A 12,158-nucleotide genomic window follows, 5' to 3' on the forward strand; every position below is an offset into this window, starting at 1 on the left:
TGTCGTGGCGTGCCCGCATCCGATGGAAGTACCGCCTCCGAGTGGGTTCCGACAGGTTCTGTGACAGTTCGGGTACCGGGCAAGGTGAACCTCTACCTTGGCGTCGACGATTGCCGTGACGACGGATACCACGAGCTGACCACTGTCTTCCACGCTGTCTCTTTATTCGACGAGGTCACTGTCAAGACAGCCGATCTGCTCGCACTCGAGATGTCCGGTGACGGTGCGGCCGGACTGCCCACCGATCGGCGCAATCTGGGGTGGCAGGCGGCCGAGTTGTTGGCCGACCACGTGGGCCGGTCGCCTGATGTCGCGATCTCCATTCAGAAATCGATTCCTGTGGCCGGGGGAATGGCAGGTGGCAGCGCGGACGCCGCAGCAGTGCTGGTCGCCATGAACAGCCTGTGGGAACTCGGGCTGCCCCGCCGGGACTTGCACGCGCTGGCCGCAAAGTTGGGCAGCGATGTCCCGTTCGCGTTGCACGGCGGTACTGCCCTGGGCACCGGCCGAGGTGAGCAGTTGGCGACCGTATTGGCTCGCAGCACCTTTCATTGGGTGCTGGCCTTTGCCGCGGGTGGGCTATCGACGCCAAAGGTGTTTGCCGAACTGGATCGATTGCGGGCCGATGCCAAACGTGGCGGCCCACCGGCCTTGGATGATCCGGGTCCGCTGCTGACCGCATTGGCCTCCGGTGAGGCGGCCCAACTGGCGCCGCTGCTGGGCAACGACCTACAAGCAGCGGCCGTCAGTCTGGACTCCGGCTTGCGTCGTACGCTGCGGGCCGGCGTCGAAGCAGGGGCGCTGGCAGGCATTGTTTCGGGCTCCGGTCCAACATGCGCGTTCCTGTGCGGGTCCCAGGCCGAAGCCGTCGATGTTGGCGCGCAGCTCGCCGGTGCCGGGGTCTGCCGGACGGTGCGTGTGGCGAGCGGCCCGGTCCATGGAGCCAGGGTGGTGCCGCCCGTCGGTGGCACTGCCTGACGTCAGCTGACACCGAGGGTGTGACCCAGGCCTCAATTCCCTGCACGGTTTGTTAGCTACTTAAGAGTCTCTTAAGATGGTCTGCGGTGATCGCTGGCGACCAGGCGTGGAACGCAGCAGTTTCGCTCACCGGCATTGCCGGCGAGCGAGCGCTCGACGTTAAGGGCGGCGAATTCGAGGCATCACCGATTCGAGACTTAACCGCTCCCGAATTGTTCGTGCGTGCCTACTCGAGTGCGCCCACCACCAGACGGACTATGGAACTACGGGCATTGGCGCCTGACTGCAGGAGGTTGTCGTGAGCCGTTTTACCGAGAAGATGTACTACAACGCCCGGACGTCCAACCGGGGCATGGTTACCGGGGAGCCGCACGAGCCGGTGCGCCGCACCTGGGGAGAAGTACATGAGCGGGCCCGTCGCGTCGCAGGTGGCCTAGCCGCCGCAGGCATCGGGCACGGCGACAAGATCGGCGTGCTGGCCGGCTTCCCGGTGGAGATCGCTCCGACCGTGCAGGGCATCTGGATGCGTGGCGGTTCGCTGACCATGCTGCACCAGCCGACCCCGCGTACCGATCTGGCGGTCTGGGCCGAAGACACCATGAACGTCATCGCGATGATCGAGGCCAAAGCGGTCGTTGTCTCCGAGCCGTTCCTGGTCGCCATCCCGGTGCTGGAGGAGAAGGGCCTGCAGGTCCTCAGGGTCAGCGATCTGCTGGCCGGCGACCCCATCGATCCCGTCGAGACCGACGAAGACGACCTGGCGCTGATGCAATTAACGTCCGGTTCGACGGGGTCTCCTAAAGCCGTCCAGATCACGCACCGCAACATCCACTCCAACGCCGAGGCCATGTTCATCGGCGCCGAGTACGACGTCGACAAGGACGTCATGGTCAGCTGGCTGCCCTGCTTCCACGACATGGGCATGGTCGGCTTCCTGACCATCCCGATGTACTTCGGTGCCGAGCTGGTCAAGGTCACCCCGATGGACTTCCTGCGCGACACGTTGCTGTGGGCCAAGCTCATCGACAAGTACAAGGGCACCATGACCGCGGCGCCCAACTTCGCCTACGCGCTGCTGGCCAAACGGTTGCGCCGGCAGGCCAAGGCCGGCGACTTCGATCTGTCCACGCTGCGCTTTGCGCTGTCCGGTGCTGAGCCGGTCGAGCCCGCCGACGTCGAGGACTTGCTGGATGCCGGCAAACCGTTCGGCCTCAACTCTTCGGCGATCCTGCCTGCCTACGGGATGGCCGAGACCTGCCTGGCGGTGTCGTTCTCGCCGTGCAACGCCGGTCTGGTGGTCGACGAGGTCGACGCGGATCTGCTGGCCGCGCTGCGGCGCGCCGTGCCCTCCTCGAAGGGCAACACCCGCCGGCTGGCCTCGCTGGGCCCGCTGCTGCAGGACCTGGAGGTCCGCATCGTCGATGAGGACGGCAATGTGCTGCCCGAGCGCGGCGTCGGAGTTATCCAGTTGCGCGGTGAGTCGGTGACGCCGGGTTACATCACCATGGCCGGCTTCCTGCCCACCCAGGACGAAAACGGTTGGTACGACACGGGCGACCTTGGCTACGTCACCGATGAGGGCAATGTCGTGGTGTGTGGCCGCGTGAAGGACGTCATCATCATGGCGGGCCGCAACATCTACCCGACGGACATCGAGCGTGCGGCGGGCCGCGTGGTCGGCGTGCGTCCGGGTTGTGCCGTCGCAGTGCGCCTTGATGCCGGGCATTCGCGCGAAACGTTCGCTGTCGCAGTGGAATCCAACGCCTGGCAGGACCCGGCAGAGGTGCGTCGGATCGAGCATCAGGTGGCACACGAGGTGGTCACCGAGGTCGACGTGCGGCCACGTAACGTGGTCGTGCTGGGGCCGGGCACCATTCCGAAGACCCCGTCGGGCAAGCTGCGTCGGGCGAATTCGGTCGAATTGGTCACCGGCTGAGTTGCCGTACTCGGGGCTTTTGCCCGAAATAATCTGTCGTAGCTGGATATACTCGCGCTGAATTGGTTTCGGCGAGAGGAACGGCATGGCTGTTGCCCGTTTAGCTTCAGTCGTTTCGGCAACAGTCGCTGCGAGCGTTATCGCCGCCATGCTGTCAACTATCCCGGCATCAGCGGGTGGTGAAAGTGGCGTCGTCGAGAACTCCACCGATATTGCCGCCGCAGTCGGTTCTGGCGTCATCAACGGCGCCATCGTCGGGTTCACGGCAACGGGCATAGATAATCAGGCGGCCAAGGCCAACGTCATCGCGGCATGTCAGCGTGTCGGCGCCCAGCAGTGCACCAGTGACGAGGACACCGACGACCGCCTGTGCATCGTCAACGTCGACCACGGGGAGACCGGAGTGGTCGCCGGTGGCGCTGGGCTGACCATAGAGGCTGCTCGAGCCGATGCGCTCAACCGGGCTGCGGCCAATAACACGCCGCTTGATTCGACCGACCCAACGCTTGCATCGTCCTGCCCCTGACATAGCGCGGTACATCGGTCTCGGCTGAATTCCACACTTTTGCATGTTCTATGAAAGCGGCATGCAATAGCATTGAATCTGGTCAGGGGCGAGTGTTTATGTCAAAGGTGCTGCTCAATCATAAAATTGAAATGCGGCATCAATTAGCGCCAAATTAATATCGCGGATACCGCCTGTGCATATATAGTGGGCTCAACATGATTGTGGGTTCGCCCCCGGCGAGTGAGAAGGCCGCATGACCAAACGCAGCAGGTACCAGGCAGCAGTGTTGGTGATGAGTGTGGCGGCGGCCGGGGCAATCTGGATACCGGTCGCCGGCGCCGGCGTGCGTCCGACATGCGAAGACGAGGGCACGTATGCCGTCTGCGAGACCAACGGCAGTGTGTCGGTCAAGGCGGTGCCAGAGGCGAGAGGCTCAGGGAACCCCGATCCGAGTCAACGGGTGGGTTCACAAGGCCGGCGGTCGTGCTACCTGGAGCAGCCTGACCGCGCTCACATCTGCCAGTGACGCCAGCCCGGCGCGGCAGGCCGGATAACGGAAGTGCGCCGCTACCAGGCGTGGACGGTGTTCTGCGCGGTTTCCAGGCCCTGTGCGATCAGCAATTCTGTTGCATCCGCGGCTTGTTCGCAGATGGTGCCCAATTCGGGCCGTTCCCTGGAATTGAAATTCTCCAGCACGAATGCCGCCGGATCCTGGCGGCCCGGCGGACGCCCGACACCGATGCGGACCCGTTGAAAGTCCTTGGTGCCCAACGCTGAAGCGATAGAGCGCAGGCCGTTGTGGCCACCTTCGCCGCCACCGAACTTGAGCCGGATACGACCGAAGTCAATGTCCAGCTCGTCGTGAATCACAATGACGTCCGCGGGCTCCACTGAATAGAACTTCGCCAAAAGCCCTACGTGCCTACCGGATTCGTTCATGTAGGTGCGCGGCTTGGCAAGGACCACGGGCCGGCCTCCCAGCCGGCCCGTGGTGACCTCAGCTCCGGATTTCTTGTGCACCTTGAACCCCGCGCCGATGCGATCGGCCAGGATGTCGGCAACCAGAAACCCGATGTTGTGCCGCGTGGTTTCGTAGCGCGGCCCGGGATTGCCCAGGCCGACCACCAGTTGGGGGCCCCTCCCGCTTGCGGGGGACGGTTCGGCCAAAGCGAATTACTCCGACTCAGCCGCAGCTTCGGCGGCCTCAGGCTCGGCAGCAGCCTCGCCCTCAGCGCCCGCACCTTCGGCGTCCAGGTCCTCGGCGGTCGGGGCGGCGACCACGTTGACCACCAGGGTCTCGGGATCAGCGATCAGCGAGACGCCCGCGGGCAGCTCGATCTGGCCGGCCAGGATCTGGGTGCCGGCCTCGGCGCCCTCAACCGACACGGTCAGGTGCTCGGGGATCGACAGCGCCTCGGCCTGGATCTGGACGGTGTTGGCGTCCTGGGTGACCAGGGTGCCGGACTCGGCGTCGCCCTCAACGACGACGGAGACGTCGACGGTCACCTTCTCGCCACGGTTGACGACCAGCAGGTCCGCGTGCTCGATGTTGCGCTTGATCGGGTGCACCACGACGGACTTGGTCAGCGCCAGCTGCTCCTTGCCGGCGATGTCCAGGGTCAGCACCGCGTTGGTACCCGAGTTACGCAGCACGGCGGCGAAGTCGTGGGCGTTGATCTCGAGGTGCTGCGGCTCGGTGCCGTGGCCGTACAGCACGACGGGCACCTTGCCCTCGCGACGGGCCTGGCGTGATGCGCCCTTGCCGGTCTTATCGCGGACAGTCGCGGGCAGGTTGTTGGTGGTAGAGGCCGCATTCTTGGCCATATGAATCACTCCTGATGCCGTTACTAACTGGGTGGCACGGCCAGGGCTGAGCACGTGTGTGCTGAAATTCCCGTCGATAACGGTGGCCCGAGCGGGCCTACCCTCGCCGTGATCGTTGGCCAGCTTAGCCGAGGGCCCCTTACAGCGGAAATTCAGTGCCTGTGAGCTGGGCGGACAGGTCCCATAGAGCGGCTGCGGTACGCGCCGAGCGGGCCGCCGGCGAGATCATCTGAGTGGGCCCGGTCGGTCCGCGCATGCCGAACTTGGGGCCGACGAAAGTGTTGCCGGGTAGGTCCTGAGACACCGCATACAGCGTCTGGCGGGCACCGAAATCGGCCGTGGTGGCAATCCTGTTGGCGGCGGTCCAGAACTGGTCACCGAGCTGGTTGCCGGTCTGCCCCTGCAGATTGGTCGCTGAGTAGCCCGGGTGGGCGGTCAGCGCCCGCACCGTTGAGCCGGTCTGCGTCAGCCGACGTTGCAGGTCCTTGGTGAACAGCAGATTGGCGAGTTTGGACTGGCCGTAGGCCAACCACGCCGAGTACGGCCGGGACTTCCAATTCAGGTCTTTGAGGCTGATGTGGCCCAGCAGGTGCATCATCGACGACACCGTGACCACCCGGTCGGTGACCTTCGGCAGCAGCAGGTTGGTCAGAGCGAAATGCCCGAGATGGTTTGTGCCGATCTGGCTCTCGAAGCCGTCCACTGTCTGCGCATAGGGCACCGCCATGATGCCGGCGTTGTTGACCAGGATGTCGATGGTTTCAACACCGGAAGCGAACTCTCGCACCGAGGCCAGGTTCTGCAGATCCAGCGGCCTGACCTCGACATCACCGGACATGTTCGCGGCGGCGGCGTCACCCTTTGCGGTGTTGCGGCAGGCCAGTATCACCGTGGCGCCGACTCTGGCGAGCTCGCGAGCGGTGATCTCGCCCAGTCCGCTGTTGGCTCCCGTGACGACGACGGTGCGCCCCGCGAATGACGGCAGGTCCGTTGCGGTCCATTGGCTCATGGCGGTTGAGCTTACTGAGATTATTGGGCGGATTACTTGGCGCTGACCGAAAATCCCTTGATGATTGCCTCGATGTCGCCGGCCTGTTCCTTGGCGTTCTCGGCGTAGGCGGTGACGGTCAGCTGGATCAGGTAGTGGATGCCGGGTTTGGGCGGCGTGCTGGTGGCGATGACGACGCGGCTGTAGGTCTGCATCCGGCGGCCGCTGAGGTCGTAGCTGCCCTCGATCATCGACGACGGGTAGCCCTGGAAATCGTCGTTGGACGAGTCCAGTCGCTTGAAGTTCTGCGATAACTCGGCGTCGGCATCGGCGTGCTTGACCACCTCTTTGGCATCGAAGTCGCCGGACAGTTGGAACACCATCAACATCGCCAACGGGTAGGTGTCGTTCTTGGCGATCACCACGGTGCCGGGCGAGTAGTTCAGGTTTTTGTACGACGTCCAGCCGGCCGGTCTGGGCAGCGACACCTTGAGGTCGCTGAGTGAGTCGGGCGCGACCTGCTTGCTGCCCACCCCAAGCCTGCTCACGTACTCCGGGAACGGCACCAGCGTGGCCGTGTCCACCGGGGTGGTGGTCGGCGTGGTTGACCAGATCGACTGGTAGTCAGGCGTTTTCGGCGCGCAGGCGACCAGGTTCGGCGCGGTCGAGGTCAGCACAGCCGCAGCCACGGCACCAACCCGGCGCAGGATCACAGAATCTCGCGGACCGCGTCAATGGGGCGGGCCAACCGGGTGCCCTTGTCGGTGACCACGAACGGCCGCTCGATCAGGATCGGGTGCTGCGCCATCGCGTCGAGCAACTGCTCGTCAGTGGCATCGGCCAAACCCAGCTCGGTATAGAGCGATTCGCGTTTGCGTACCGCGGTGCGCACGTCGATGCCGGCCGCCGAGATCATCTTGACCAGTTCGGCCCGGGTCGGCGGGGTCTTGAGGTACAGGACAACCTCAGGCTCAATGCCGTTTTCCCGCAACAGATCCAGCGTCCTGCGGGAGGTCGAGCATTTGGGGTTGTGGAAAATGACGGCGGCGGGCCGCCCATCAGACTCGGACGTCACTATGCGGATCCGTCGAAAAGCCCGGTGACGGAACCATTTTCGAACACGGCCCGGATGGTCGAGGCCAGCAGCGGAGCGATGGACAGCACGGTCAGCGTCGGGAACTGCTTGTCCTCGGTGATGGGCAGTGTGTTGGTGACGATCACTTCGCGGGCACCGCAGTCGGCCAGCCGCTGGGCGGCCGGGTCGGAGAGCACACCGTGGGACGCGGCGATCACGACGTCCTTGGCGCCGTCCTCGCGCAGCAGCTTGACCGCGCCGGCGATGGTGCCACCGGTGTCGATCATGTCGTCGGTCAGGATGCAGGTCTTGCCCTTGACGTCACCGACGACTCGGTTGGCCTTGACCTGGTTGGGGACCAGCGGATCACGGGTCTTGTGGATGAACGCAAGCGGCACGCCACCGAGCGAGTCGGCCCACTTCTCCGCAACACGCACGCGGCCCGAGTCGGGGGAGACGACCACCATGTCGGTACCGGCGTACTTGTCGGCGATGTAGCCGCACAGCAGCGACTGGCCGCGCATGTGGTCCACCGGGCCGTCGAAGAAGCCCTGGATCTGGTCGGTGTGCAGGTCGACCGACACGATGCGGTCGGCGCCGGCGGTCTTGAGCAGGTCGGCCACCAGACGCGCCGAGATGGGCTCGCGGCCACGGTGTTTCTTGTCCTGCCGGGCGTACGGGTAGAACGGCAGGATCGCGGTGATGCGTTTGGCCGACCCGCGCTTGAGCGCGTCGATCATTATCAGCTGTTCCATCAGCCACTGGTTCAGCGGTGCCGGGTGGCTTTGCAGTACGAAGGCGTCGCAGCCACGTACCGATTCATCGAACCGGACGAAGATCTCGCCGTTGGCGAAGTCCCGGGAGGTCTGTGGGGTGACCTCGATGCCGAGCTCTTTGGCCACTTGTTCGGCCAGTTCCGGGTGCGCGCGCCCGGAGAAGAGCATCAGATTTTTGCGGTTGTCGGTCCAGTCCGTGGCCACTGTGTGCTGCTTTCGCGGTGGGGATCCTTGCGGCCTAATCGTACTTATCAGTAGCTGACTCGTGTTGCCGGGTTACGCGGAAACCAACATTAAGCGTCGGAACTGGGGGATTCCTCGCCGTCCTGAGCGGCCCGCTTAGCGTCGGTGTGATTCGCGGCACCGGCCGCTTCATTGGCGGCTCTAGCGGCGGCCGCGGCCGCGGAATCCGGTCGCTTTCGCTCCACCCAGCCCTCGATGATCCGCTGATTTCCGGCCGAGACCGCCAGCGCACCCGGCGGCACATCGTGGCGCACCACGGTCCCGGCGCCGGTGTACGCGCCGTCGCCGATGGTGACCGGTGCGACGAACATGGTGTCCGAACCGGTTCGCACGTGCGAACCGATCTTCGTGCGGTACTTCTTCTCGCCGTCGTAGTTGACGAAGACGCTGGACGCGCCGATGTTGCTGTGGTCGCCGATCTCGGCGTCGCCCACGTAGGTCAGGTGCGGCACCTTGGTGTCGACGCCGATCTTTGAGTTCTTGACCTCGACAAATGCGCCGAGCTTGCCGTCGGCGCCCAGCTCGGTGCCGGGGCGCAGGTAGGTGAACGGGCCGACGGTCGCGCCTGCGCCGATCACCGCCAGCTGGCTGTGGGTCCGGATCACCGTGGCCGCGTCACCCACCTCGGTGTCCTCCAGCGTGGTGTCCGGCCCGATGGTGCAGTTCGCGCCGATGTCGGTGGCGCCGAGCAGTTGGGTGCCCGGCTTGATGACGGTGTCGCTGCCGATGCTGACGTCGACGTCGATCCAGGTGGTGGCCGGGTCGATCACGGTGACGCCGGCGCGCTGATGGCCGGCGATGATGCGGCGATTGAGCACGGCGGCCAGATCGGACAGCTGCACTCGGTCGTTGACGCCGGCGACCAGCGCACTGTCGTCGACATGCTGGGCCCGCACAATGTGGCCGTCGCCGCGGACGATCGAAATGGCGTCGGTGAGATAGAGCTCCTGCTGGGCGTTGTCCGAGCTCAGTCGGCTCAGCGCGGCCCGCAGGGCGCCTGTGTCGAAGGCGTACACACCGGCATTGACCTCGCGGATGGCGTGCTGGGATTCGGTGGCGTCGGCCTGCTCGACGATGCCGATCACCTGGTGGTCCTGGGTGCGCAGGATGCGGCCGTACCCGGTCGGGTTTTCCAGCGTGGTGGTCAGCACCGTGGCTGCGGCGGTCGCAGCGCTGTGCGTGTCGACCAGATTGGCCAGGGTGTTGGCGTCCAGCAGTGGCACGTCACCTGCGGTGACGACGACGGTGCCGGAGAAGTCGTCGGGTAGCGCGGACAGTCCGACTCCGACGGCGTGCCCGGTGCCCAGCTGTTCGTCCTGAATGGCGACGGTGACGCTGCGTCCGAGGCGTTCGGCGATGCTCCCGATCGCATCGGCGACCCGTTCCCGGTCTTTGCCGACCACCACCACAAGGTGTGCTGGGTTGACCTCAGCGACCGCATGCAGGGCGTGCGCGAGCATGCTGCGCCCGGCCAGCGTATGCAGGACCTTCGGGGTGGCTGAGCGCATCCGGGTACCTGACCCGGCCGCCAGGATGATGACCGCGGCGTCGCCTCGTGTCGTCACATGACCCTCTCTCTACGCGGAGCGCCGCGCTTCGAACGACCGGGGTTCCTTCAAGGAAGTTGCGCTGTGCCGATGGTCGCTCGGCAAGCCTCGCTCCGTCGCCAGGACTCGAACCTGAACTATCTGAACCAAAATCAGAGGTGCTGCCGATTACACCACGACGGAATGCTCGCCAGAGACTCTAGTGCAAGCCGATACGCTGGTATGCGTGGCAGCGTCCGAAGACCAGGCTCGCGCGCCGCGGGCCCGCATGACCGGCAGTGAACGCCGGCAGCAGCTCATCGAGATCGCCAAGTCGCTGTTCGCCGAACGCGGCTATGAGGCCACCTCGATCGAAGAGATCGCCCAGCGGGCCAATGTCTCGAAACCCGTTGTGTACGAACACTTCGGCGGTAAGGAAGGGCTGTACGCCGTCGTCGTCGACCGGGAGATGTCGGCGCTGTTGGACGGCATCACTTCGTCGCTGACCCACAACCGATCCCGGGTTCGGGTCGAGCGGGTGGCGCTGGCGCTGCTGACCTATGTCGAGGAACGCACAGACGGCTTCCGCATCCTGATCCGCGACTCTCCGGCCTCGATCGCCTCGGGCACCTATTCCAGCCTGCTCAACGACGCGGTCAGCCAGGTGGCCTCGATCCTGGCCGGTGATTTCTCCCGGCGCGGCCTGGATCCCGAGCTGGCGCCGCTGTACGCCCAGGCGCTGGTCGGCTCGGTGTCCATGGCCGCGCAGTGGTGGCTGGATGTGCGCGAACCCAAGAAGGAAGTGGTGGCCGCGCATCTGGTGAACCTGTGTTGGAACGGGCTGACTCACCTCGAGTCGGACCCGGAGTTGCACGAAGGCTAGTCGGCGCCGCACTACCCGCAGTCCCGCAACAACAAGTCCGCCATGGTCTCCCGGCGCACCAGTACCCGCACCTTCTGGTCGGCCACTGCGATCACCGGTGGCCGGGCCGTCATGGTGAAGTTGGACGCCGTGGAGTGGTGGTACGCGCCGGTGCAGGCCACGGCCAGCAGGTCGCCGGGGTGGATGTCGGCGGGCATGTCGATGTCATGGGCGATCGGGTCGTCGTTGCGGCCGATGACAAGGGTCGGGCGGGTCTGTCCCAGCGGGTGTCGATTGGCAAGAGCGACAGTGTAATTCGCGACGGGTGCGAACTGTGGATGGCAGCCGTCGACGGACACCATGGCGCGGCCGTCGGTCCGGCTGGCCACGGCCTGTACGCGGTGCAGCGTCACGCCGGCCGGCCCGCTGATGGCCCGGCCCGGTTCGATGACCAGCCGTGGGCGCGGGAACCGGTTGGCGGTACACGCCGCGTCCAGGGCGTCCTCCAGGAAATCTGCCAGCTCGTCCAGATCAAGCTGAGGTTCGCCGGACCGGTACGCGATGGCATGCCCGCCACCGATGTTCAGCTCGGTGAGCACCACGCCGTGCCTGGTCCGGATGTCGGCCATGGTCGCCACCATCTCGCGCACCGCATCCACGTAGACCTCGGGTTCGGCTACCTGCGAGCCGGTGTGGCGGTACAGACCGACCAGGCCGGTGGTGAGTGCGCGCTCGACGATCGGCAGCACGTCGACGCCGGGTGTCATCTGCACCAGAAGTGCCTGCGGGCACCTCACCGTTCCGACCAGGTAGGCCAGCTCCAGCGGCGAATCCACCACGATGCGACCGACCCCGGCCCGGATGGCCGTACTTAATTCGCCGGCGGACTTTCCGCTGCCGTGCAGCACGATGCGCGCCGGGTCCATCCCGCCCGCCAGGGCGGTGGCCAGTTCGGCCGTCGAGCACACCGCTATGCCCAGGCCTGCTTCGTGTACCCAGTTGGCCACGGTCCTGGTCAGTAAAGATTGTGCGGCGTAGGCGATTTCGACGCCAGGTAAGGCGCTGCGGTAGTGCTGTGCCCGGTGGCGGAAGTCGGTTTCGTCGAGAACGTATGCGGGCGTGCCGAATTCGTCGGCGATGTCGCTCAATGCCACCGATCCCACGCAGAGGCGTCCCATTTCGTCGACGTGTGTGGTCAGAGGCCAGATCGCCGGGTCGATGCGCGGGTGCGTGGTGGCCCGCAGGGACGGCAGTATGTCAAGCAATGTCATGACTCCACCCTGCGCGTGGAACTTCCCCGTCAGGGGTTCGTTGACGATCCCTTGACAGGGCCGTCGCTTTTCTTGACGAAGTTCTGCTCCCTAGAGCGGACTTCAGCCTTTGCTACCCGCCGAGCCGCTGGCGTGGGAGCCCGCCCCGGCGGCGCCGCCTGCGCCATTGGG

At 65.4% G+C, this 12,158-nt stretch carries 13 protein-coding genes and 1 tRNA gene; 5 read left to right on the forward strand and 9 right to left on the reverse strand.

Annotation, left to right across the window (positions count from 1 at the left end; genetic code table 11):
• Positions 1-9 precede the first annotated feature (9 nt).
• From M2432_RS24925 to M2432_RS24940, 4 genes are all read left to right on the forward strand, one after another.
• Positions 10-978, forward strand: coding sequence for a 4-(cytidine 5'-diphospho)-2-C-methyl-D-erythritol kinase (locus tag M2432_RS24925; protein ID WP_280829521.1), 969 nt, complete (start codon positions 10-12; stop codon positions 976-978).
• Positions 979-1,276: 298 nt separating this feature from the next.
• Positions 1,277-2,914: a fatty acyl-AMP ligase gene (locus M2432_RS24930; protein ID WP_280829522.1), complete on the forward strand. Its 1,638-nt coding sequence runs from the start codon at positions 1,277-1,279 to the stop codon at positions 2,912-2,914.
• An 85-nt stretch (positions 2,915-2,999) separates the two neighbouring features.
• Positions 3,000-3,440 carry a hypothetical protein gene (locus tag M2432_RS24935; protein ID WP_280829523.1) on the forward strand — a complete coding sequence of 147 codons (441 nt, stop codon included), beginning with the start codon at positions 3,000-3,002 and terminating at the stop codon, positions 3,438-3,440.
• Between the two features lie 235 nt (positions 3,441-3,675).
• Entirely contained in the window at positions 3,676-3,948 is a 273-nt protein-coding gene (locus M2432_RS24940; RefSeq protein WP_280829524.1) for a hypothetical protein, read from the forward strand.
• A gap of 41 nt (positions 3,949-3,989) precedes the next feature.
• On the opposite strand, the gene pth is transcribed toward M2432_RS24940, so the two are convergent.
• The 8 genes from pth to M2432_RS24980 all read right to left on the reverse strand — a co-directional run bounded on the left by pth (position 3,990) and on the right by M2432_RS24980 (position 10,058).
• The gene (pth, locus tag M2432_RS24945) at positions 3,990-4,589 is read right to left on the reverse strand and encodes an aminoacyl-tRNA hydrolase (protein ID WP_280829525.1); all 600 of its coding nucleotides are present in this window, start codon (positions 4,587-4,589) and stop codon (positions 3,990-3,992) included.
• A 6-nt stretch (positions 4,590-4,595) separates the two neighbouring features.
• The gene (locus tag M2432_RS24950) at positions 4,596-5,246 is read right to left on the reverse strand and encodes a 50S ribosomal protein L25/general stress protein Ctc (RefSeq protein ID WP_280829526.1); all 651 of its coding nucleotides are present in this window, start codon (positions 5,244-5,246) and stop codon (positions 4,596-4,598) included.
• 139 nt (positions 5,247-5,385) lie between these two features.
• Complete coding sequence (locus M2432_RS24955; protein ID WP_280829527.1) at positions 5,386-6,255, reverse strand: oxidoreductase; 870 nt, start codon at positions 6,253-6,255, stop codon at positions 5,386-5,388.
• Between the two features lie 32 nt (positions 6,256-6,287).
• Positions 6,288-6,923, reverse strand: coding sequence for an LpqN/LpqT family lipoprotein (locus M2432_RS24960; protein ID WP_280829528.1), 636 nt, complete (start codon positions 6,921-6,923; stop codon positions 6,288-6,290).
• A 20-nt stretch (positions 6,924-6,943) separates the two neighbouring features.
• The gene (gene arsC / locus M2432_RS24965) at positions 6,944-7,312 is read right to left on the reverse strand and encodes an arsenate reductase (glutaredoxin) (RefSeq protein ID WP_280829567.1); all 369 of its coding nucleotides are present in this window, start codon (positions 7,310-7,312) and stop codon (positions 6,944-6,946) included.
• Positions 7,309-8,289, reverse strand: a complete 981-nt coding sequence (locus M2432_RS24970) for a ribose-phosphate diphosphokinase (protein ID WP_280829529.1) — start codon at positions 8,287-8,289, stop codon at positions 7,309-7,311. The genes arsC and M2432_RS24970 overlap by 4 nt, the downstream gene beginning before the upstream one ends.
• A gap of 89 nt (positions 8,290-8,378) precedes the next feature.
• Entirely contained in the window at positions 8,379-9,893 is a 1,515-nt protein-coding gene (gene glmU / locus M2432_RS24975) for a bifunctional UDP-N-acetylglucosamine diphosphorylase/glucosamine-1-phosphate N-acetyltransferase GlmU (RefSeq protein WP_280829530.1), read from the reverse strand.
• A 93-nt stretch (positions 9,894-9,986) separates the two neighbouring features.
• Positions 9,987-10,058: transfer RNA gene (locus M2432_RS24980), tRNA-Gln, on the reverse strand.
• An 85-nt stretch (positions 10,059-10,143) separates the two neighbouring features.
• On the opposite strand from M2432_RS24980, the gene M2432_RS24985 reads away from it, so the two are divergent.
• Positions 10,144-10,737 carry a TetR/AcrR family transcriptional regulator gene (locus M2432_RS24985; RefSeq protein ID WP_280829568.1) on the forward strand — a complete coding sequence of 198 codons (594 nt, stop codon included), beginning with the start codon at positions 10,144-10,146 and terminating at the stop codon, positions 10,735-10,737.
• A gap of 11 nt (positions 10,738-10,748) precedes the next feature.
• Here the strand turns inward: M2432_RS24985 and M2432_RS24990 are convergent, their stop codons facing one another.
• Positions 10,749-11,987, reverse strand: coding sequence for a diaminopimelate decarboxylase (locus M2432_RS24990; protein ID WP_280829531.1), 1,239 nt, complete (start codon positions 11,985-11,987; stop codon positions 10,749-10,751).
• Between the last annotated feature and the right edge of the window lie 171 nt (positions 11,988-12,158).

It is taken from the genome of Mycobacterium sp. OTB74 (genome assembly GCF_029892685.1).
Classification (GTDB): Bacteria; Actinomycetota; Actinomycetes; order Mycobacteriales; family Mycobacteriaceae; genus Mycobacterium.